Here is a 22048-nt window from a genome sequence, read left to right as displayed (position 1 = left end):
GTCCGTCTTCAATCTGCACGCGAGGATATGCTTTTGCGTAAGATCTGGTTTGTGACTGCTGCGATTTTCGTCGTGGCAATGGGTGGAGTTGCCTCCGCCGAGGACGCGGGTGATCCGACCGCCGTCAAGAGCGAGGACGGCAAGTATCTCGACAAGGATGGAGACCCGACGTTCAAGGTGACGTCCGACGGCACGGTGGACTGGTACACTTACTCCGGATACCGCCGCTATCATTCGGAGTGCCACGTCTGTCACGGCCCCGACGGCATGGGATCGACCTATGCCCCGGCGCTGGCGAATTCGCTGAAGAGCATGAACTACGCGGACTTCATGGGCGTCGTCGCGAGCGGACGCAAGAACGTGTCCACGGCGCAGGAGAATGTGATGCCGGCATTCGGCGATAACCCCAACGTTGCCTGCTACATGGACGACCTCTATGTGTACCTGCGCGCCCGCGCCAATGATGCGGTTGGGCGTGTTCGGCCGGCCAAGCATGAAGACAAGTCGGAAGCCTATGGCAAGGCCGAAGACGCCTGCATGGGCAACAAGAAGTGAGCGTGACCGGCGCGAACGACAAACCTGTTTGATGTTTAGTGGAGACCAAGATGAAGACCCGCGCCGCAGTCGCATTCGAAGCCAAGAAGCCGCTTGAAATCGTCGAGCTCGACCTGGAAGGCCCCAAGGCCGGCGAGGTCCTCGTCGAGATCAAGGCGACCGGTATCTGCCACACCGATGCCTACACGCTCGACGGTTTCGACAGCGAAGGCATCTTCCCCTCGGTCCTCGGCCATGAAGGCGCCGGCATCGTTCGCGAAGTCGGCGCCGGCGTGACCTCGGTGAAGCCGGGCGATCACGTGATCCCGCTCTACACGCCGGAATGCCGGCAGTGCAAAAGCTGCCTGAGCCAGAAGACCAACCTCTGCACCGCGATCCGCGCGACGCAGGGCAAGGGCGTGATGCCCGACGGCACCTCGCGCTTCAGCTACAAGGGCAAGCCTGTCTTCCACTACATGGGCTGCTCGACCTTCTCGAACTTCACCGTGCTGCCCGAGATCGCGGTGGCCAAGATCCGCGAGGACGCGCCGTTCGACAAGAGCTGCTACATCGGCTGTGGCGTCACCACGGGCGTCGGTGCCGTGGTCAACACGGCCAAAGTAACGCCGGGCTCCAACGTGGTCGTATTCGGCCTCGGCGGCATCGGCCTCAACGTGATCCAGGGCGCCAAGATGGTTGGTGCCGACAAGATCATCGGCGTCGACATCAACGACTCGAAGGACGCCTGGGGTCGCCAGTTCGGCATGACGCATTTCGTCAACCCGACCAAGGTGCAGGGCGACATCGTCCAGCACCTGGTGGGCCTCACCGACGGCGGCGCCGACTACACCTTCGACTGCACCGGCAACACCACCGTGATGCGGCAGGCGCTGGAAGCCTGTCATCGCGGCTGGGGCGTCTCGGTCGTGATCGGCGTTGCGGAGTCCGGCAAGGAGATCGCGACCCGGCCGTTCCAGCTCGTCACCGGACGCGTCTGGAAGGGCACTGCATTCGGCGGCGCACGCGGCCGCACCGACGTGCCGAAGATCGTCGACTGGTACATGGGCGGAAAGATCCAGATCGATCCGATGATCACCCACGTGCTGAAGCTCGACGAGATCAACAAGGGCTTCGACCTGATGCACGAGGGCAAATCGATCCGTTCGGTCGTCGTATTCTGAAATCAAAACACCAAGCACTAGGAGGATAGACCAATGACTGTTCATATCCACCCGTCGGTCGACAATGGCGTCAAGCAAGGCTCCGGCAATTTTGCCGGCGGCACGCTGGTCTGCAAATGCGCGGACAAGAAGGTCAAGGTCGGGGTCAAGGGCGACGTCGCCCATAACCACGCCTGCGGCTGCACCAAATGCTGGAAGCCCGCGGGCGCCACCTTCTCGGTGGTCGCGGTGGTTCCGCGCGAGAACGTCACCGTGCTGGAGAACGGCGACAAGCTGAAGATCGTCGACGCGGCCGCGGTGATCCAGCGCCACGCCTGCACCGGCTGCGGCACCCATATGTACGGCCGGATCGAGAACAAGGGCCATCCGTTCTACGGCCTCGACTTCATCCACCCCGAGCTGTTCCAGGAATCCGGCTCGGCGGCTCCGGGATTTGCCGCCTTCGTGTCGTCGGTGATCGAGTCCGGCGTCAAGCCGGCGGAGATGGCCGGGATCAGGTCGCGGCTGAAGGAGCTTGGGCTCGAGCCCTATGACTGCCTGTCGCCGGCGCTGATGGATGCAATCGCGACCCACGTGGCGAAGTCGAAAGCAGCCTGACCAAGGCAGCCTGGTCGGCTGAGCCTGATGAGATCCTGCGCCGGCAGAGGGCCTGCCGGCGACGGATATGCTGGTAGTACCCGTGACCTTGAACCTTGCATGCCCTGCGGGCGACCACAGGGCATGCATTTTATTTTCCGCCTTGCCCTCGTCCTTTCCCCTATCCTGGTCCTCTCGCACGCCCACGCGGCGTCGCCGGAAGACCGCTACATCGCCGCGCGTGACGCCGCGATCGCCAAATTCGCCAAGCTGTCGAGCGACAACAAGATCAACGAGGCCGTCGACAAGGCCGAGGCGGCCGCGCGAGACGGGCTGAAGGCGCAGCTTGCCGCCATCCTGTCCGAGCCCGCCCGGCCGGGCTTTGGCCCCGCCCAGCTCAATCTCGACACTCTATATAAGGGCGACATGGGGTTCGGCATGCTGGACGGCCTGCGCTTCGATGCCGACAGGGGCAGGGACGGCGCCAAGATCGGAGAGAAGCGCGCCGACGGGAGTTTCGTCGAGCCGAAAGCCCACATCATCGTCACCACCGATGCCTTGTTCACGCGCTGGCTGCAGGAGCACAAGGCCTGGTGGGACAAGGGCAGCAAGAACGTGCCGCAGCAGATCGACGCAGCGGTGAAGTTCGAAGGCCTCTACACCCAGGCGATCTCGACCGACGCCGCGGTGGTCAATTTCAACGACCTGCCGGTCGCCAAGCCGGCTTCGGCCACCCTGACTTACGGCTTCCTGGCCGGCCGCACCCAGGACTCGTTCCCTGAGGCCGCCGATGAGGTGTTCGTGGCTGTTCTCGCCAACGGCAAGTTCTACATCGCCTATGGCGAGATCGAGCCCACTGTGAAAGTGCCCGCCTGCACGACGATCCGCACCGACTACAACAAGAAGGCCGATGAAGCGGCCGAGAAGCTCGAGCGCAAGCAGATCACCAGGAAGGCGTATGACAAGCTCGGCGACCTCCGCCAGCAGGGCGAGGACGCATTCAAGCGCTGCTTCGTTCAGCACGCCCCGGAGCAGCCGGCGTTCGCCGAGGCCGCCAAACAGGCCCAGGCGCTGCTGGAGACCGCGATCGGTAAATAGCACCGCATGGCAGTTTGATCGGAGACCGGCGCGAGCCTATCTTCTCCGGAAAGTCTGCATCTGCGGGAGACGCCATGAATACCGCCATCAGCCCATTTCGCATTGCCGTCAGTGACGGTGTCCTTGAGGATCTCCGCTTCAGGCTGCGCCGGACCCGCTGGCCGGAAGCCGAACTGGTCGACGACTGGAGCCAGGGCGCGCCGCTGAAATGGATCAAGGACGTCTGCCACTATTGGGCCGAGACGTACGATTGGCGGCAGCGCGAGGCGCGGCTCAACCGCTTCAGCCAGTTCACCACCATGATCGACGGGCTCGACATCCACTTCATCCATGTCCGCTCAAAGCATCCGGAGGCGCGACCGCTGATCATCACCCATGGCTGGCCGGGATCGGTGGTCGAATTCCACAAGGTGATCGAGCCGCTGACCGATCCGACGGCGCATGGTGGCAGCGCGAGTGACGCGTTCCATGTGGTGTGCCCGTCATTGCCGGGCTTCGGCTTCTCGGCCAAGCCGGCAGCGACCGGCTGGGGCGTCGATCGGATCGCCAGGGCCTGGGCCGTCCTGATGGAGCGGCTGGGCTACACCAGCTATTTCGCGCAAGGGGGCGATTGGGGCTCCGCGGTCACGACCGCGATCGGCGGGCAGGACCCGGCACATTGCGCCGGCATTCATATCACGCTTGCGATGTCGACCCGGCCCAATGTCGAGGGGCAGCCGACGCCGGAGGAGACCCGTGCGCTCAACGGCATCAAATACTATGCCGACTGGGATTCCGGCTATTCCAAGCAGCAGTCCACCCGGCCGCAGACGCTTGGTTATGGCCTGACGGATTCACCGAGCGGGCAGGCGGCCTGGATCCTGGAAAAGTTCTGGGCCTGGACCGACTGCGACGGGCATCCGGAAAACATCCTCAGCCGCGACGAGCTGCTCGACAATGTCATGCTGTATTGGGTCACCGCGACGGCCGCGTCGTCGGCGCGGCTGTACTGGGAAAGCTTCGGGCCGGGCAAGCGGACTCCACACAAGGTGAGTGTGCCGACCGGCGTTGCCGTGTTCCCCAAGGAGATCGTCACGCCGGTCCGCAAATGGATGGAGACGAACTTCACCAACATCCAGCACTGGAGCGAGATGCCGAAGGGCGGGCACTTCTCGGCGTTCGAGCAGCCCGAGCTGTTCGTCGGCGAGGTGCGCAAGTTCTTCGGGATGCTGCGCTAGCAGCGTTTGTGTCAGAATGCGCTACGTAACGGAGGGACGTCGGCGTGCTGCTTGATCCCCGCCATGGCGACTTTGAGGACAACGCCGCCAGTCCCGAACAGCGTTCGTTGTTCGCGATCGTGGGCAGCCTTCTGGTTGAGATAAGCCCGGCGAAGCTGCTGTTCGCCTGGACGGTTTCGCTCCTACTTCCGGGCGTGCTGCTCGGCCTTGCGCCGCTGGTTGCGTCCGCCTGGATCTCGAGCCTTTCGCAACAGCTTCTGGCATTGTCGGAGGTAGGGGCCGTGCTGGCGTTGATTGTGATCGCGGCGTTAGGCTGGCTCGGCGGGCGACCGCTGCTTCAAATCGCGGAAACAAATTTCTGGTCGCTGAACGCGCTCGCGGTGCAACCGAGCTACGCCTTCACGCGCGAGGCGCTGCGCCATCTGGCGGAGCTGCTCTGGCGAACCGGCTCAACTGCCGCCTCTCGCGTGAGGCTGCGCCGGAGTTGCTCGATCGGCGCCGGCATGTTGCTCTCTGCAGGTGCGGCATTGATCGCGGTCCTGGCCTGGCCTGTTTCCCAATGGACTGCGACCATAAATGACCTTGTTCTGATTCATCGTCTCGTGGTCCCGACGTTTGCGAATGCCGTGGTGCTGGTGTCCAGCTATCTTGCGGTTGCATCACTGGCCTGGAGTGTGGCCGATGCCAGTATGGATCAACCGGCCGACCTTGCCGCCTTCGACGCGCCGTCGCCGGGAGGCCGCTGCTGGCGTGTTGCGCATTTGTCTGATCTTCACGTGGTCGGCGAGCGATACGGCTTCCGCATCGAAAGCGGGACGGCCGGTCCGCGGGGAAACCAGCGCTTCAACCGCGTGCTGGCTCGCCTCGCCGAAATTCACGCCGTCGATCCGCTCGACCATGTGCTGATCAGCGGCGATATGACGGATGCCGGCCGGCCCGGTGAATGGGCGGAATTTCTCGATGCGCTGGCAGGTCATCCCGAGCTTGCCGCACGCATCATCATGCTTCCGGGCAATCATGACGTTAACGTCGTGGATCGCGCCAATCCCGCGCGCCTCGACCTGCCGTTCAGCCCAGGCAAGCGGCTACGGCAGATGCGTACCCTGTCGGCGATTGCGGCCGTCCAGGGCGATCGCGTGCGTGTCATCGACGGTTCCGGCAAACCATCGGCTACGCTGAACCAGTCGCTGGCGCCTTACCGTGACCGGATAACGCAATTTGCGCAGCAGGGGGGCGTGCGCCGCGCAGCGGCGCTCCGCGGTCTGTTCGATGATCAATTCCCAATGATCCTGCCGCCGGACCGGGATGGCGGCCTCGGCATCGCCGTTCTCAACTCCAACGCAGAAACCCACTTCTCCTTCACCAACGCGCTCGGTTTGGTTTCGGAAGCGCAAACGCGGCGATTGGAGGCTGCAATCCGTCATTTCCCGACGGCATACTGGACCATCGCGCTGCATCATCACTTGGTGGAGTATCCGATGCCGGTCAAGACGTTTGCCGAACGCATCGGGACCGCCCTGATCAACGGCAGTTGGTTTGTACGCAGGTTGCAAAGGTTTTCCGATCGCTCGGTCGTGATGCACGGTCACCGGCATATCGATTGGATCGGTACATGCGGTGTGTCGAAGATCGTCTCAGCTCCGTCGCCGGTGATGGGGGCGGCGGATGATGCAGTCACCTATTTCTATATCCACACAATGGTGGTCGGTCCGGACCGGAAGCTCTGCCTCGCCGAGCCCGAGCGGGTGGAAATTGCCGGGAGCTAGGACGTTTCCGGCCTATCTTCGGGCGTTCCGCCGAACAAATCGGCGATCCATGCGGCCGACGGACTCTCGGCACAGAAGGTCAGAATAGCGAGCGTGATCGGCACGCCGATGAAAGTCCCGAACAGGCCCCAGAGCGAGCTCCAGAAGAAGATCGCAAACAGCACCAGAAACGGCGAGATCGATAGGGTCGAGCCAGCCACTCGCGGTTCGACATAGCTGCCTACCACGAACTGGATGACGTTGAGACAGGCGAACACTCCAAACACCGCGGGCCAGCTCTCGAACTGCGTCATGGCCAGCAGTGTGGGGAACAGTGTCGCGATGAAAGGGCCGATGAAGGGAATGTAGTTGAGGACAAAAGCGATGACGCCCCATTCGAACGCGAATGGCAGTCCGGTCACCGCAGCGAACAGGCCGACCAGGAGACCCGTGACCGCGCTCATCTGCGTCCGCACCAGCATATATTGGCGAAACTTGGCGGCCGTCGCTTTGCTGCCCTTGAGCAAGATGCGCGCCGCTGTGCGGTTCTCCAATCGCTGGATTCGCCGACCGGCATCTTCGACCTCGAGAAGTCCCAGCACGACATAGACCAGCGCGATGAGCCAGAAACTCAACGTGGTGTTGACGCGGCCGGTGACGTATTGCGTGATGCGCAGCAGCCAGCCGACATTGAAATGCTCCGCCCAAAGGCCGGCGAACGAGACGCCGTGGCCGTCCAGCCAAATCACCGCGGCGTCGTAGAAGGCCTGATATCGCGCCGCATCCGCAATCAAGGAGCGCCCGACACGGCCGAATCCCCACGCCGCCAGCGAGGCGAACGCGACGCAGGTCGTGGTCGTAACGACGACGGTGATGGCGAGCGCGAGGAGTTTCGGCAGCCACGACTGCAGCCGTTCCTGAACGGGCCAGACGATCGCAATGATGAACAGCGCGGCTGCAAGCGGGGCCAGCACACTGCGTGCCTGAGCCACCGCCGCGATGACCAGTACCGCGGCGATGATGCCGGTCGTGATCTTCAACCCGCCAGTCATCCTTGGGCTATCCGATCTCCTGAGAGCTGGCTCGATCCTGCGGCGCAGCTACAGCAATCCGCGATAGATCCCCGGCGCGGAGCCGTCGATGGCCACCGCGCCGACGGCCTTCGCATAGAATTCCGCCGGCCCGACTCCGCCGATGATGGCGTAGCCGAAGCCCTGATATTTCATGTCCTCGAGACAGGCGAACAACAGCGCCTTGCCGATTCCGCCCTGTTGCGCCTTCGGCGCGACGCCGGTCGGACCGAAGAAGTTGCGGCAGGCCGCGTCGTAGCAGGCGAATCCCACGATCTTCTTCTGTTGGGTCGCGATGAAGCAGGAGACCGGTCGGCGGCTGAATGCCACGTCGGTTTCGCTGGCCCACGCCTCGCTGAATGTTTCGCGCACCCAGGCGATGACCTTGTGCTTCTCAGGGGCGAGCGCCCGGCGCATGACAATTCCGGCCTCAACCAATCGATCGTAGGCGGGCCTTGAATCGGGCAGGGCGTAGAGCTTGACGAGCATGTCCATCCGGCAACCTTAGTGGAAAACGCGCCCCGCGCGCAAATCAGGGGAGGAAGGTAGAGGCGTAGGTTGGATAGAGCCCTACGGACTACCATTTCCGCTGTTGCATGTTCGATGCCTTGTTCGCGAGCTTGGCTTCACGCAAAACCGCCCAAAAATACCCGCCGATCCGATGCCAATGGGGGCACCGTCGCGATTCAGATCGATATGCGGAGCCGGACGTCTGCGGCGGATGGCGTGGTTCGGGCCGTCCAGCTGCCCAAGGGCGCGTCTGCGATCAGCGTGACGTATGGAGACTGGATCGTCAAATGCCAGCTCGACGGCGGTGCCAAGCTGTGCACCCTCGGGCAGACGCAACTCTCCAAGGAGACCAATCAGCAGGTCTTCGTCATCGAGCTGATTGCCAGGGACGGAAAGGCCGAAGGCAACATATTGATGCCGTTTGGGCTGAAGTTCGACGCCGGGGCCCTCAGGGCTGGACGGCAAGGATCTGGAGCAGCCACGCTTCTCGACCTGCACGGCACAAGGCTGTTTGCTGCCGGTATCCTTTCCAACCGTCGTGACCGACACCATGGGCAAGGCCAAGACGCTCACGGTTGCCGCGCAGAACATCGGTAACGGGCAGGCCGTCGTCTTCAACGCCCCCGCTCATCGGCTTTGCCGCGGCGCTGGAGCGCACCGGTCAGCTTCCAAGCTGACCGGCTATCTCGTCGGCCCGCCAGCACCGGACCGCGTGCCCGTCCGGACGGGTTTGAAGCGAAGGCCGAGGCTCGCGCTGACACACCGCTTCTGCGTAACGACAGCGTGGACTGAATGCACATCCGTCCGGCGGATTGAGGGGATTGGGCAGCTCGCCCTTTGTCGTCGCGAGCGGTGCGCGGCGGAGCGGATCGGGAATGGCGGCGATTAGGGTTTGCGTATACGGGTGTGCCGGCCGTTCGAAGATCTCGCGCCAGTCGCCCGTCTCCACAATGCGGCCGAGATACATGACCGCGACCCTGTCGCTCATGTGCTCGACGACGCCGAGGTCGTGGCTGATCATGATGTAGGAGAGGCCCAGACTTTCCTTCAATTCCAGCAGCAGGTTGATGATCTGGGCACGGATCGAGACATCGAGCGCCGATACCGGTTCGTCGCAGATGACGATCTTCGGATTGAGGATCAGCGCGCGGGCGATGCCGATGCGCTGGCGCTGGCCACCCGAGAATTCATGCGGGTAGCGGCCGGCCTGTTCGGGCCGCAGGCCGACATGCCTGAGCATCGCCGCAACGCGTCCGTCGATTTCGCTTTTGGCCGTCACCCCATGCAGGCGCAACGGGTCTTCGAGCGTGCGACGAACCGTCTGGCGTGGATTGAGCGAGGCGTAGGGGTCCTGAAACACCATTTGGGCGGTCCGGGCCAACAGTTTTCGATCGCCCGATTGCCGGCCCGTCACGACGTGCCCGTCGAGCACGATCCTGCCCCGCGTCGGCGTCAGGAGCCCAAGCAGCGAAAGGGCGACGGTCGACTTGCCGCAACCGGATTCGCCGACGAGACCGAGGCACTCGCCACGCTTCAGTTCGAGATCGATGCCGTCGACCGCGCGCAATAGCCGCTGGCCGCCGCCCAGCAAGCCGCCGCCGAGCGGAAAATGCACCGCGAGATCCTCCACGCTGAGAATGACATCGTCGCCGGGCTTTACCGCGGGGTCATGCATGGTGATGGCACCTGACCAGGCCGCCCGCACCGAGCCATGTCGTCTCGGGTGCGGTGGTCCGGCAGACCTCGGTCGCCTGCGCGCAACGCGGATTGAAGCGGCAACCGGCTGGAAAGTCCGCGATCGCCGGTACGACGCCGGCGATCTCCCTGAGCCGCGACCTGCCGAGTGCTGCACGGCTCCCCAGCCGTGGCAGCGAGTCGACCAGGCCCTGGGTGTAGGGATGGGCGCAGGCGCTAAAGATGTCGTCCGAGCGGCGTTCCTCGACGATACGACCGGCATACATGACGCCGACCCGGCGGCAGACGTTGGCGACCAGGCCCAGATCGTGGCTGATCATCAAGATCGCCGTGCCTCGCTCGGCGCACAGATTGCGCATCAGCTCGATGATCTCAGCCTGCACCGTCACGTCGAGCGCGGTGGTCGGCTCGTCGGCAATCAAAAGATCCGGATCGCAGGCGAGCGCGATGGCGATCATCACGCGTTGGCGCATGCCGCCCGAAAGCTGGTGCGGGTAATCCTTCACGCGCCGCTCCGGCGCCGGAACGCGCACGTTCGCCAGCGCCTCGACGGCCAGTTGGTTTGCCTCGCGCCAGCCCTTGCCCTTGTGCAGCACAAACATCTCCGCGATCTGCCGGCCGACGGGCGAGACCGGATTGAGCGCGGTCATCGGCTCCTGGAAGATCATGGCGATGCGGTTGCCGCGCAGCGCCCGCTGCTCGGCCGCGGAAAGTCGCTGAATTTCGCGGCCCTCGAAACGTATCGCGCCGGCAGCGACCGAGAGCGGCCGGCGCAGCAGGCCGATCAGGGCGAGCGCCGTGATGCTCTTGCCGCAGCCGGACTCGCCGACCAGGCCGAATGTCTCGCCGCGATCGATACGGAACGAAACGCCCTCGACCGCTGCTACATGGTTGGCGCCGTCGTCGAGATCGATGCGCAAGTCCTCGACTTCGATCAGCGGGGCGGCCGTCATGTGCGCCGGCTCCGCGACTGGGGATCGAGCACGTCACGCAAGCCGTCGCCAAGCAGATTGAGGCCGAGCACCGTCAGGAAAATCGCGAGGCCGGGGAAGACCGACAGCCATGGCGCCGTGGTGATCTGGTCGCGGGCCTCCGACAGCATGCTGCCCCAGCTTGGATAGGGTGGACGAATGCCGAGGCCGAGGAACGAGAGCGAGGCCTCTGCCAGGACCGCGCCGCCCATGCCGAGCGTGCCGATGACAATGATGGGGCCGACCATGTTCGGCAGCAGCTGCGTGATCATGATACGCAAGTCTCCGTAGCCGAGCACGCGCGCCGCCTGCACATAGCCCTGGCTCTTGAGCGACAGCGTCGAGGCCCGTGCGATCCGGCAGGTGAAAGACCAGTTGGTCAATCCGAGCGCGATCAGCAGGCTGGTGAGGCCGGGCCCAAGCACCGCCATGATGGCGAGTGCGAAGATCAGCGAGGGGATCGCGAGCATCAGGTTGGTCAGCCCGTTGACGACATCGTCCCACCAACCGCCCCAATAACCCGCGGTCAGGCCCAGCGTCACGCCGATGATGCTGTTGACGAGCTGCGAGACGATGCCGACCGTCAACGAGATGCGTGCGCCGTGCACGACACGGGAATAGATATCGCGGCCCTGCGCGTCGGTACCGAACCACCAGATCCAGCTCGGCGGCTCTTCCGCATTCATGAGGTTGGCGCCCATGACTGGATCCGTGTGTGCCAGCCAGGGCGCGAACAGGCCGACGAAGATCGCAAGCGCGAACAGCAGCCCGCCGATGATCGCACTGGTGCCAAGCTTCATCGCGGCCGCTCCGCCGTGACAGGCTGCGCGGCTGGTCGTGCGCAGGCGTGATGAGGCTGGCAGCCGCTCATGCGTATCTGATCCTGGGATCGATCACGCCGTAGAGCAGATCGACCAATGTATTGACGGTGAGGAAGAACAGCACCACCACGAGAATCGTGCCCTGCACGGCGGGAATGTCGCGCTGAAGGACGCTGTCGACCAGCAGCGAGCCGATGCCCGGCCAGGAGAACAATTTCTCGACGACGACGGCCTGCCCCATCACGACGCCGAATTGCAGGCCGATCGCGGTGAGAATGATGACGAGGGCATTGCGCATCACATGCCACGTCACGACCCGGGTCTCGCTCATGCCCTTCGAGCGCGCCGTCCGGACAAAATCCGCGGTCATGATCTCGAGCACCGCTGCACGCGTCGTCCGCGCCAGCAGCGCCATCGGCGAGACACCGAGCGTCACGGCAGGCAGGATCAGATTTTTGAGCCCGCCATCGCCATAGCCAAAGCTCGGCAGCCAGCCGAGCTTCAAGGCAAACAGATACATCAGCAGCAGCCCGAACCAGAACTTGGCCATTGAAAGGCCCGACACCGCAAGGACCATCGAGACGGTATCGACGATGCTGCCCGGCCTCAGCGCCGCGATGAAGCCGAGCGGCACGCCGACCGCAACTGCAAACGCCAGGGCTGCGAATATCAACTGCAGGGTCGGCCACATCCGCTTGGCGATCATGGCTGTGACCGGCTCGCGGGTCCGGAACGAGGTCCCGAAATCACCTGTCATGAGCTTGGCGATGTAGGAGCCGAAGCGCACGTAAACGGGATCGTCGAGGCCAAGCTGTTTCTTCATGCGTTCCACGACCTGCGGGTCCGTCGGACCGCGGCCGTCGTCACCCATGCTCGATACGATGCTGCCCGGAACGACGCTGAACAGCACGAAGATCAGCAACACGACAGCCAGCACGGTCGGGATGGTTTGCAGGACTCGACGGATCGCAAAAGAGAGCATTGAACGTTTTCCTCACTCCCTCCATCGTTTCTCGCGATGGCGGGAGAGCGATGGCACCCGTCACTTCGCCGGCGAGGTGTCGTCGACCCAGAGGTCTTCGACGTTCTGATGGGTCAGTTCCGTCGCATCCAACTGAATTCCCTTGAGCCAGGGTTGCACCGCCATGACAGCCTTGTTGTAGTTGAAGAACCAGATCGGCGCTTCCTCAAAGAGCAGCGCATTGGCCTTTTGCAGCAGCTGGACGCGCTTTGCGGCCTCGTCGGTCTGCCCGGCTTCATCGATCACCTTGTCGAAGTCGGTGTTCTTGAAGTTCGTGTAGTTGCAGGCCGATTGCGGCGTCGTCGAGTGGAAGCATTTGAGCGCTGCCTGCGGATCCGGGCCGGTCGCCTGGGAATAGATGAAGGCCTGGAAGTCGCCCTTGCGAATGACCTCCGCCAGCACCGCGGTCTCGACCTGCTTGACCTTTACCTTGATGCCCACCTTGTCCAGCATCGGGATGGCGGCCTCGACGATCGGCAAGCCCCAGCTTTCATTCTGGCTGGTGGTCCATTCGAATTCAAAGCCGTTGGGGTAGCCTGCGTCCGCCAGCAATTGCTTCGCCTTCGCGGGATCGTAAGGGTAGGGCTTCATGGCCTTGTCGTAGGCGGGTGAGGTCAGCGGCAGCCAGCTTGTCGCGCGGTAGGCCTTGCCCTTGACCAGCTTGTTGATGATCAGATCGGCATCGATCGCGTAATTGATGGCCTGCCGAACCCGCTTGTCGGAGAAAGGTTTGAACGCCGGATTCATCCCCATATAACGCGTGAAGACCTCGGCGACCTCGACGATGGTGCCCTTGAGGTTGGGGTCGGCCTGATAGGCAACATACTGCGCGGGGCCGAGCACCGAGGTGTCGATCTCCTTGTTACGGAAGGCGACATCGCGCGCCGCGGCTTCACCCATCAGCGAAATCACGATCTTGTCGGCGTAGGGCTTGCCGGGCTTGTAGAACCGGTCCCACCTGTCCAGCACGATGCGCGATCCCGGCACATGCTCGACGAATTTGAATGGACCAAGACCGATCGGTTTCTGGAGAAAGCCTTCCTTCCCGCCTTCGTCGGCGGGATAGATCGAGGTCAGTGCGGTGAAGAAATAGAAGGCAGGATCGACTTTCTCGGTCAGCTTCATTTCGAGGGTGAAGTCGTCGATCTTCTTCAGGCCGGAGATCTCCTTGGCCTGGCCCTTCTCGACCTCGGCCGCGCCCTCGATGATGCGGACGAAGCGCGCGCCGGGATAGGCCTTGGTGCCGTCCATGATGCGGTTGTAGGACCAGATGATGTCGTCGGCCGTCATCCTGCGGCCGTTATGGAAATAGGCGTCGTCGCGCAGCTTGAAAGTATGAACGAGACCCCCGCCCGAGACGACGACCTCCTTGGCAAGTTCCAGGACCGGCTTGCCTTCGGTTGAATCCCAGATGTAGAGCGAGCGGTGAAGGGCCTTGGCGTAGATCTCGTCCTGGGCGCGCGGTGTGGTGTGGATGTCCATGCTGGTGAAGCTGGAGCCATAGGGCGCCGTCATACGAATGGTCCCGCCCTTGCGCGGTGTCTGGGCAGCCGCCGTGGCGGCGAGTGCGAGCCCCAGACCGGCCGCGATCGCAATCATCTTGAACTTCATGCTTCCCCCAACGGTGCAGGAACAGTCCGAATTGCGAGTTGATCATCGCCGACACGTCTAGCGCAAGGTCCTCAATTCGTGTCGATGGCGACCGGCATCAAATAATTCGTGTCGCCGCGATACCGTCGACGGGTGACCAAGGCACGTGTCAGGTTGAATGGGCGCGGGGAGGACTTGCCGGACATGATTTGACGCGCCAACACCCTGGTTGCAACTTGTGCGAGTATGCAAAGCAATTGCGATTGAAAGGATTTTGGCTTTCGTCGTGAAATTGCGAAAGCCGGGACGACACCGTTGTCGGCACGGCAATCGCATATGGCCTCGTCCCGTAGTGCGGGGTGAGGTGTGCCAACATATTTCTGAATATTAGAATATGCCGCTGATTTGCCCGACATGTCAAGTTGCCATGTCGAATGCCGGCACGCCGCCGGCTGCTTTGCATGGGGTTGTTTTCGATTTTTGGCAGCGCGTCCCTGCGGAGGCAGGCTATATGCGATAGCGCTGCCGTTGTCGGGAACCGTGCCTCGCGTTCAACCCTTCACTGCCGATACGACGGATCGGCCCGATCGAGCTTGCGCAGCAGGGCCGGCCAGGCGAGTTCGCCGTTGCGCGCGGCCCGGCCGGGCTTCGGCAGCATCCGCTCATAGGTGTCTTCGAGGATGTTCTGCGGCGGATAGACCAGCTTGGTATTGCAGGACAGCGCCATCACCTGGGTCTGGCAGGCGCGCTCGAGACGGAACAGCACGTTGAAGGCGGCGGGCACTGTGCGGCCCACGACCAGGAGGCCATGGTTGCGCAGGATCATCGCCTCGTTGTCGCCGAGGTCACGAACCAGCCGCTCGCGCTCGTCGACATTGTCGGCGATGCCTTCGAAGTCGTGATAGGCGATGTGCAGGAAGCGCATCGAGGTCTGCGCCAGCGGCAGCAGGCCGCACTCCATCGCCGAGACCGCCATGCCGGCCGGGGTGTGGGTGTGCGCGACGCAATCCATGTCGTGCTTGGCCATGTGGATGGCGCTGTGAATGACGAAGCCGGCGACATTGACGTCATAGTCTGTCGCGTTGAGCAGCGTGTTGCCCTCGACATCGACCTTGATCAGGCTGGAAGCGTCGATCTCCTCATACAGCATGCCGTAGGCGTTGATCAGGAACTGGTCGGTGGTGCCGGGCACGCGGCAGGAGATGTGGTTCGCGATCATCTCGGTCATGCCGTACATCGCGGTGAGGCGATAGCAGGCGGCGAGATCGACACGGGCCTGCCACTCCTCGGCGCTCACCTGCTCGCGAACGGATTTGACGACCTTGATCGCGGGCGAGCTGACGGGGGGATTCATGGCGTTCTCTCCTTGAGATGTCTGCGAGGCAGGAGCCTGTTCGTTGCCGTGGAACATAGCAGAATCCACGCGGCGGTAAGCCGTGGCGCGTCGGCTTATTTGCAGGTCTGGCGGGCAAAAACCGAATGCGGATTGGCGGGTCGCGCCTTCGATGTCAGTATGCGCAAAAATAGCCGAAGCGCACAAAATGAGCGAACGCAAGAATGCGTTTTCGGGAGCATCGTCATGACGGAAGGCCGCTATCGCCTGATTGGTTCGACCGCGTCGCCGTATGCGATCAAGCTGCGCGCACTGATGCGCTACCGACGCATTCCGCACGATTGGGTGATCATGACCAAGGCGCTGCGCGAGGCGACCGCGCATTTGAAGCCGATGCTGATCCCGGTGCTGCAATATCCTGATGGCAGCTACCGCGGTGAGACCACCACGCTGGCCTATGATCTGGAAGCGCGTCATCAGGCGCGCTCGGTCGTCCCAGAGGACAGGGCGGTCGCCTTCGTCTGCGATTTGCTCGAGGATCTCGCCGACGAATGGGCGGTGAAGCCGCTGTTTCTCTATCGTTGGTGGGATCCGGAAGACCAGGCCTATGTGTCGCGCTGGGCGGGAGAGGAATGGTCGACGTCGGACGCCAAAGCCGGCAGCCGCGAGGAAATCGAGGAGTTCCGGCAGCGGCAAATCTCGCGCATGGTCATTCTCGGCGCGACGGACGAGAACAGGCCGCTGCTCGAGGAAAGCTATCGGCGGACGCTTGCGGCGTTCGAGCCGCATGTCGGCATGGCGAACTATCTGTTCGGCACGCGGCCATCGCTGGCCGATTTTGCCTGGTTCGGTCAGCTCAGCGAGATGGCGACCGACCCGAGCCCGATGCGGATCATGCGCGACCGTGCGCCGTTTACCGACCACTGGGTGAGGCGGCTCGACGATGCGTCCGGTGTCGAAGGCAACTGGTATCCGCGTGAGCAGGCGCTCGGCGGGTTCGCCGAGGCGCTGCTGCGGATTGCGGGCGAGCTCTATCTGCCGTTCCTGGCGGCCAACGCGGATGCATTCGCGAAAGGCCTCGAGCGGCTCGAGATCAACGTCTGGGGTCTGCCTTACGCGCTCGCGCCGTTCAAATATCAGGTCAAGTGCCTGCAGCAGTTGCGCGCGAAGTTTGCCGCGCTCGATGCCGGCGATCGCGCGGCGTTGAAGCCGCTGCTGGAACGCACGGGATGCTGGGCCATCCTGGAGGGAGGCTGATCGATCAGGCTTTCGGAAAGTCCTTGCGCATCGCGATCTCGGCTGCATCACCCGGCGACAGGGTGTTGCTGTCGAAAGCGGCCTGACGCTCGGTCACGATGTCGTAAAGTGAGATCTGCTTGATCGGCTTGGCGAGCAGCAGCCGGATGCAGTCCGCCAAGGTTCCATTGTACACCAGATAGGGCGTCCTGTTGGCCACCCGCTCGTTCCTGAGCGAAGGCCATTTCTTCAGGTCGGCCGGCGCGTCGTAGGCAATCGGAACGCTTTCCCTGAACATGCTCGGTTCCCGGTGGGGTCGTCATCGGGAAGGCTAGCCAAGGACGGTAAACAGAACCAAAACAGCCGATGCTTACGTCCGGTGCCTGCTGCCGAGCGCGACCGCGACTGATTCCGGATGTTTGATCCGCTCGATCAGCATGTCGATGCGGTCGCCGCCCCAGAACAGCTCGCCGTTGAACACCATGCTCGGCACGCCGAACACGCCGAGCGCTTCGGCCTCGTCGACGATGCTATCGTGTTCGGCGCGGGCTGGGCCGCGGACATAGGCCTCGAACGCCTCGGTGGAACCGCCGATCGCGGCGATCACGCCGGAGATCGCCGACAGGTCGTCGATTTCCAGCTCGTGGTTCCAGAACCTTCGGAATACCGTGTCATGATAGGGCCGGAACAATCCCTGCCGCTGCGCAAACAGCATCCCGGCGCTGGCGTAGAACGCGTCGTAGATGCGGCGCGGGCCCTTCATGGTCAGTCCCTGCGCATTCGCGAACCGCCGCGCATCCATGTAGGAGTAGCGCACCTTGCGCCAGAAGTGCGGCGTGCGCTGCTCGACCGTGCCCATGAACTCGGGAATCCGAAGCGTGTAGGGCAGCCATTCCAGCGCGACGCCGTAGGTCTCCTCGAGCTCAAACAGCCGCTTGTTGGCGACATAGGCGTAGGGAGACTTGTAGTCGGTGTAGATCCTGACCTTCGGCTTTTCCATTCTCGTTCCTCACTGCGTGAGGACGATTGTTCCCGATCCCGCGCAGTGGCGCAATGCGGCGTGATGAAGGGGAGATGGTGCGCAAACGAGTGGGCCCCGGTGCAGTCAAGCATCGCGGGGCCCTGCAACTTCGTTTTAGCGAAGGATCTCTGGTGTAGACCAGTGGTGTTTCGGGACCTAAAAGCGCTTGGCCTTTGCGCCCTCGTCCTGCGGATATGTTCAGATTGTCGGCGGCACACGCGGCTAGCAGCTGCTATCAGCCTCAACGTGCACCGAGACCTTGCTGAGCAAGGTCGCTGGCTTTCGCCGGTGGCGTCATGCTCCTCTCCAAGGGTGGGCCGACGGACATCTGTCCGCTTTTGCTGCCTGATGGCCGATCCCATAATCGTCCGTCAATTCCTGCGACGCGAGGAGCAGCCGCTCCAACACTCCAACAGGTGCAGTCATCGAAATGCTGCGGCAGTTATGGCCTGCTGTCAAGTTAACGAGCGAGAGAATTCAGGTCAGGAATCCTGTCGCGACTTGGTCTTTCGATACCGGGTGAAGTCCGGATCGTGCGTCATTTTCCAGTAGTCGACGAACCGCCACGGCATTGCCGAGAACACGCGGCCGCTGCTGTTGCGGTAGTAGGTCGTCATGCCTGGATGCGTCCAGATCAATTGCTCATGCTCGGCATCGACGTTGCGGATGTACTCATCATGCGCGTCGGGATCCACGTCGATCGCAGCGATGTCGCTCTCGATCATCTCGACGAGGCAGGCGGAGATGTAGCGGCTCTGGCATTCCGATTGGAAGATCACGCTGCCGCCATGCGCAGGCCCCGTGTTGGGGCCGAGCATCAGAAACAAATTGGGGAAGTCAGGCACCGTGAGACCGAGATATGCGGTCGGATTGTCGTGGCCCCACGTTTGCTGGAGGTTCTTGCCGTCGCGGCCGGTGATGTTGAGGCGCGCCGCCATCTCGGAGACCTTGAAGCCGGTCGAGATCACGATAACGTCGTGCGGCCGCGATGTGCCGTCGGCCGTGACGATGCCGTGCGCCCCGAAATGGTTGATCTTGTCGGTAACGAGTTCGACGTTCGGCTTGGTCAGCGTCTTGAACCAGTTGTTGTCGAGCAGGATGCGCTTGCCGTAGGGCGGATAGGTCGGCATGCACTTCTCGATCAGGTCCGGGCGATCCTTCAGCTCGGAGAGGATGAAGTCGGCCAGCTCCTGGCGATGCCGGTCGTTGCCCTTGTTGACGGCGCGCTCCGGATGCGGCCAGGCCGGATCCTTGCGCAGGAACGGCAGCAAGCCGTCGCCGTAGCGCCAGAACATGTTGAAGCGATACCACTGCACATAGAACGGCAGATGCGCCAGCAGCCACTGCGCGCCCTCGGTGATTGGATCGGAATAGCCCTTCACCGGCCGCGCCCACTGCGCGGTGCGCTGGTAGACGGTGACCGAGGCGACGCGGTCGGCGATCGACGGTACGAGCTGCATCGCGGTCGCACCGGTGCCGATCACGGCAACATGTTTGCCGTCGAGCTTGACGTCGTCGGACCACAGCGCCGAATGAATCTTCAACCCGGTGAAATCCTCGTCGCGCTCAAAACGGGCGGGCAAGGGATCATTGAGTTGTCCGATCGCACTGACCAGCGCGGTGGACTCGAAGGTCTCTTCGCCGCCCGCAGTCTTCAGCGTCGAGATCCAGCGCCGGTTGCCTTCGTCCCAGCGCGAGGCGACCAGCTCAGTCGAAAGGCGGACGTGCTTGCGGATGTCGTATTCGCGCACGACCTTGAGCAGGTAATCCAGCAATTCCTGCCGTTGCGCGAAATAGCGGGTCCACGGATTGCGGGCGCCGAACGAGAACGAATAGGAGTGGTTCGGCGTATCGACGCCGCAGCCGGGATAGCGGTTGACGTACCAGGTGCCGCCGATCTCGTCCTGCTTCTCGACGATCGTGTAGGGAATGCCGAGCCGGCCGAGCGCGACGCCAAGGGCGATCGCGCAGACCCCGGCGCCGACGATCAGCACATGCTGCTGCGCCAGCCTTGCGTCGGACGGACGCTCGCGCCATTTGGCTTCGCGGGGAACGAAGCCCATCTCCTCCCGCATCAGCGGTGCATATTCCGGCGCGACGTTCTCGCCGAGCGTCGCGCGCATCATCCGCAGCATCAGCTCATCGCCGGGATCGGTGATGGCGGGTTTCGGCGTTCCGTTGGCGAACAGGTTCAGCACGGCGGCGCGGATCTCGTCCTGGATCTCCTTCGGCACACCGGCGTCCGGATCGGGGATCAGACGGACGTCGCGCTTCGGCTTGTAGGGTGGTTCCAGCCACTTTTCGTCGCCGGTCATGTGCACCAGCACCATCAGCAGCACGCGGATGTCGCCCTCGGCGATGGCGGAGGACAGATCGAGGTGTTTGCGCGGAAGCTCGATATTCATGCGTTGTCCTCAACTCGCCGGTGCTTCGGGCAGGCCGCCATAGGCGGCCCAGGTGGTGCCCGCGATGTAGCCGGCATCGACCGGCAGGTTGATGCCGGTCACGCCGCTGCTCTGCGGCGAGAGCAGCCAGGCGATCGCCTGTGCCACCTCCATGGGCTCGACCAGCCGGTTCATCGCGGTCGGGCGTGCCAGCAGGTCTTTGTTCAAGGCGCCCGACGCAATGCCGGCCTCAAGCGCCGCCGTGCGGGTGAAGCCGGGCGAGACGGCGTTGACGCGCACGCCGGAGCGGCCCCATTCGGCGGCGAGCGTCTGCGTGATCTGGATGACGCCGGCCTTGGCCGCGGTATAGGCGTGGATCGGACCCGACGTCATGCCGGCCACCGAGGCGACGTTGACGATCGCACCACGCCGTCGCTTCGCCATGCCGATGCCGACGCTGCGCGTGACCAAAAAGGTGCCGCGTAGGTCGATATTGACCTCGCGGTCCCATTGCTCCATCCGCACCCGCTCGATCGCGTGCATCTTGCCGAACACGCCGGCCGCGTTGACGAGGCCGCTGACCGGCCCGTGCGCCTTCTCGATGTCGGCAATTCCGGCGACGACGGCAGCTTCGCTCGCAACATCGAACGGCGCCGGCCAAAGGATCGCGTTCGTGCCGACCAACGGCTCGGGCGCGATGTCGACGATGACGACGCGATGTCCCTGATCGGCAAGCAGCGTTGCGGTCGCCGCGCCAATGCCGCGGCTGCCGCCGGTGACGAGGATGGTGCCGTCAACGCTCATCGTTTCTTTCCTCCGCTGCTGTTGAACAGGCCATGCGTGACCAGCTTCTGATAGGCCGTGATGACATAGTCGGGCACGGCGGTGACGCCGTGCTCGGAATAGGAATAGCGGCGGCTGAGATAGCCGCGCGCGCCCATCAAGACCTGGACGATGGCCTCGAATTCCTCATCGCTGAAAGTGTTGGTCGCTCCCGCGGCGCGCGCACGCTGGAGGATCCGGACATAGGCGTTCGAGATATTGTCGAAGTGCTTCTGGTAGCCGATCGGCGCGAAGAACTCCGCTTCGTTCAGGATACGCAGGAACTCCGGAACCTCGCGAATGAAATCGAAGAAGGCGCTGAAGCGCTCGACCTCCTGCCGGGCCTCATTGGCGGTGCCCGTGCGTGCATGGATGAAGCGGACCATGTCGAGACCGATCTTCGGCAGCAGCTGGTCGAGCAACTCCTGGCGATTCTCGAAATGATTGTAGAAGGTGCCCTGCGCCACGCCGGCGGCCTCGGTGATGCGGGCAACCGAGGCTTCGGCATAGCCGTATTTGCCGACGACCTTGGTCGCGGCATCGAAGATCTTCTGCTTGGTCCAGGCGTTGCGCTCGACCCGGTTGAGCTTTGTCACCTTGGCGGATGTCGCTTCTGTCATGCATTAGCCTCGAGTTCGGCGCGGAGCACGCGTTTGAGCACCTTGCCGGATGGATTGCGCGGCAGGCTGTCGCGAATGATCAATTGCCGCGGCACCTTGAAGCCCGCGAGCCTTGTCCGGCAGAAATCGGTGAGACCGGGCAGATCGAGCTTGGCGTCATCGGCCAGCACCACGATGGCGATCGGCTTCTCGCCCCAGCGGTCATCCGGCAGGCCGATCACCGCGACCTCGCGCACCCCGGGCATTTCGTAGATGACACGCTCGACCTCGGAGGAGGCGATGTTCTCGCCGCCTGAGATGATCATGTCCTTCTTGCGGTCGGTCAGATAGAGAAAGCCTTCCTCGTCGAGATACCCGACGTCACCGGTGCGGAACCAGTCGCCGAAGAAGGCGGACGCCGTCTTCTCCGGATCCTTCCAGTAGCCTTGCGTGACCTTCGGGCCGCGCAGGCATATCTCGCCATTCTGGCCGGCGGGCAGGCGCTTGCCGGTGTCGTCGCGGATCTCGATCTCGACATGGGCGATGGCGCGGCCGGTCGAGCCGATCTTCTCGATCTCGCGGCCTGGATCCATGAAGGTGTCGCCGCCGCAGCTTTCGGGGAGG

General features: G+C 63.2%; 22 protein-coding genes. 8 read left to right on the top strand and 14 right to left on the bottom strand.

The features are described 5' to 3' along the window. Positions 1-78 precede the first annotated feature (78 nt). The 6 genes from FNJ47_RS24365 to FNJ47_RS24340 all read left to right on the top strand — a co-directional run bounded on the left by FNJ47_RS24365 (position 79) and on the right by FNJ47_RS24340 (position 6372). Positions 79-555: a c-type cytochrome, methanol metabolism-related gene (locus tag FNJ47_RS24365; RefSeq protein ID WP_163157680.1), complete on the top strand. Its 477-nt coding sequence runs from the start codon at positions 79-81 to the stop codon at positions 553-555. A gap of 50 nt (positions 556-605) precedes the next feature. Continuing rightward, positions 606-1715 carry an S-(hydroxymethyl)glutathione dehydrogenase/class III alcohol dehydrogenase gene (locus FNJ47_RS24360; RefSeq protein WP_163157666.1) on the top strand — a complete coding sequence of 370 codons (1110 nt, stop codon included), beginning with the start codon at positions 606-608 and terminating at the stop codon, positions 1713-1715. Between the two features lie 33 nt (positions 1716-1748). Next, positions 1749-2312 carry an S-(hydroxymethyl)glutathione synthase gene (gene gfa / locus FNJ47_RS24355; RefSeq protein WP_163157664.1) on the top strand — a complete coding sequence of 188 codons (564 nt, stop codon included), beginning with the start codon at positions 1749-1751 and terminating at the stop codon, positions 2310-2312. Positions 2313-2435: 123 nt separating this feature from the next. Next, a complete protein-coding gene (locus FNJ47_RS24350) occupies positions 2436-3389 on the top strand; it encodes a hypothetical protein (RefSeq protein ID WP_163157662.1) in 954 nt (317 codons plus the stop codon). A 74-nt stretch (positions 3390-3463) separates the two neighbouring features. Then, complete coding sequence (locus FNJ47_RS24345; protein ID WP_163157660.1) at positions 3464-4606, top strand: epoxide hydrolase family protein; 1143 nt, start codon at positions 3464-3466, stop codon at positions 4604-4606. A gap of 44 nt (positions 4607-4650) precedes the next feature. Beyond that, positions 4651-6372 (top strand): metallophosphoesterase, encoded by a 1722-nt coding sequence (locus FNJ47_RS24340; RefSeq protein WP_163157658.1) that lies wholly within the window; start codon positions 4651-4653, stop codon positions 6370-6372. Here FNJ47_RS24340 and FNJ47_RS24335 read toward each other — a convergent pair. Then, positions 6369-7403 (bottom strand): AI-2E family transporter, encoded by a 1035-nt coding sequence (locus tag FNJ47_RS24335; RefSeq protein WP_163157656.1) that lies wholly within the window; start codon positions 7401-7403, stop codon positions 6369-6371. The genes FNJ47_RS24340 and FNJ47_RS24335 overlap by 4 nt on opposite strands. A 48-nt stretch (positions 7404-7451) precedes the next feature. Continuing rightward, positions 7452-7916, bottom strand: coding sequence for a GNAT family N-acetyltransferase (locus FNJ47_RS24330; RefSeq protein ID WP_163157654.1), 465 nt, complete (start codon positions 7914-7916; stop codon positions 7452-7454). Between the two features lie 231 nt (positions 7917-8147). On the opposite strand from FNJ47_RS24330, the gene FNJ47_RS24325 reads away from it, so the two are divergent. Then, positions 8148-8528, top strand: coding sequence for an invasion associated locus B family protein (locus tag FNJ47_RS24325; RefSeq protein WP_163157652.1), 381 nt, complete (start codon positions 8148-8150; stop codon positions 8526-8528). Positions 8529-8592: 64 nt separating this feature from the next. Here FNJ47_RS24325 and FNJ47_RS24320 read toward each other — a convergent pair whose 3' ends face one another. The 6 genes from FNJ47_RS24320 to FNJ47_RS24295 form a co-directional block, all read right to left on the bottom strand. Further along, a complete protein-coding gene (locus FNJ47_RS24320) occupies positions 8593-9606 on the bottom strand; it encodes an ABC transporter ATP-binding protein (RefSeq protein ID WP_163157650.1) in 1014 nt (337 codons plus the stop codon). Continuing rightward, complete coding sequence (locus tag FNJ47_RS24315; protein ID WP_163157648.1) at positions 9599-10579, bottom strand: ABC transporter ATP-binding protein; 981 nt, start codon at positions 10577-10579, stop codon at positions 9599-9601. Before FNJ47_RS24315 ends, FNJ47_RS24320 begins: the two co-directional genes overlap by 8 nt. After that, positions 10576-11397, bottom strand: a complete 822-nt coding sequence (locus FNJ47_RS24310; protein WP_163157646.1) for an ABC transporter permease — start codon at positions 11395-11397, stop codon at positions 10576-10578. Before FNJ47_RS24310 ends, FNJ47_RS24315 begins: the two co-directional genes overlap by 4 nt. Before the next feature lie 67 nt (positions 11398-11464). After that, the gene (locus FNJ47_RS24305) at positions 11465-12400 is read right to left on the bottom strand and encodes an ABC transporter permease (protein ID WP_163157644.1); all 936 of its coding nucleotides are present in this window, start codon (positions 12398-12400) and stop codon (positions 11465-11467) included. A gap of 60 nt (positions 12401-12460) precedes the next feature. Then, on the bottom strand, positions 12461-14050 hold the full coding sequence (locus FNJ47_RS24300; RefSeq protein WP_163157642.1) for an ABC transporter substrate-binding protein: 1590 nt from the start codon (positions 14048-14050) through the stop codon (positions 12461-12463). Between the two features lie 538 nt (positions 14051-14588). Beyond that, the gene (locus FNJ47_RS24295; protein WP_163157640.1) at positions 14589-15383 is read right to left on the bottom strand and encodes a class II aldolase/adducin family protein; all 795 of its coding nucleotides are present in this window, start codon (positions 15381-15383) and stop codon (positions 14589-14591) included. 225 nt (positions 15384-15608) lie between these two features. Here FNJ47_RS24295 and FNJ47_RS24290 point away from each other — a divergent pair, with 225 nt between their 5' ends. Continuing rightward, positions 15609-16619: a glutathione S-transferase N-terminal domain-containing protein gene (locus tag FNJ47_RS24290; RefSeq protein WP_163157638.1), complete on the top strand. Its 1011-nt coding sequence runs from the start codon at positions 15609-15611 to the stop codon at positions 16617-16619. A gap of 4 nt (positions 16620-16623) precedes the next feature. On the opposite strand, the gene FNJ47_RS24285 is transcribed toward FNJ47_RS24290, so the two are convergent. From FNJ47_RS24285 to FNJ47_RS24260, 6 genes are all read right to left on the bottom strand, one after another. Beyond that, the gene (locus FNJ47_RS24285) at positions 16624-16896 is read right to left on the bottom strand and encodes a hypothetical protein (protein ID WP_163157636.1); all 273 of its coding nucleotides are present in this window, start codon (positions 16894-16896) and stop codon (positions 16624-16626) included. Positions 16897-16968: 72 nt separating this feature from the next. After that, positions 16969-17598: a 2-hydroxychromene-2-carboxylate isomerase gene (locus FNJ47_RS24280; RefSeq protein WP_163157634.1), complete on the bottom strand. Its 630-nt coding sequence runs from the start codon at positions 17596-17598 to the stop codon at positions 16969-16971. Between the two features lie 503 nt (positions 17599-18101). Continuing rightward, on the bottom strand, positions 18102-20024 hold the full coding sequence (locus FNJ47_RS24275; protein WP_163157632.1) for a flavin-containing monooxygenase: 1923 nt from the start codon (positions 20022-20024) through the stop codon (positions 18102-18104). A 9-nt stretch (positions 20025-20033) separates the two neighbouring features. After that, the gene (locus tag FNJ47_RS24270) at positions 20034-20807 is read right to left on the bottom strand and encodes an SDR family NAD(P)-dependent oxidoreductase (RefSeq protein ID WP_163157630.1); all 774 of its coding nucleotides are present in this window, start codon (positions 20805-20807) and stop codon (positions 20034-20036) included. Beyond that, the gene (locus FNJ47_RS24265) at positions 20804-21445 is read right to left on the bottom strand and encodes a TetR/AcrR family transcriptional regulator (protein ID WP_163157628.1); all 642 of its coding nucleotides are present in this window, start codon (positions 21443-21445) and stop codon (positions 20804-20806) included. Before FNJ47_RS24265 ends, FNJ47_RS24270 begins: the two co-directional genes overlap by 4 nt. Then, positions 21442-22048, bottom strand: a 607-nt coding sequence (locus FNJ47_RS24260) for an AMP-binding enzyme (protein ID WP_163157626.1), incomplete at its 5' end; no start/stop codon positions are given. The genes FNJ47_RS24265 and FNJ47_RS24260, both read right to left, overlap by 4 nt.

Origin of the sequence: Bradyrhizobium uaiense (genome assembly GCF_010811875.1) — a bacterium.
GTDB classification, from domain to species: domain Bacteria; phylum Pseudomonadota; class Alphaproteobacteria; order Rhizobiales; family Xanthobacteraceae; genus Bradyrhizobium; species Bradyrhizobium uaiense.
Note: the sequence above shows the minus strand (reverse complement) of the source record. Positions and strands in the feature narration are given on the sequence as shown.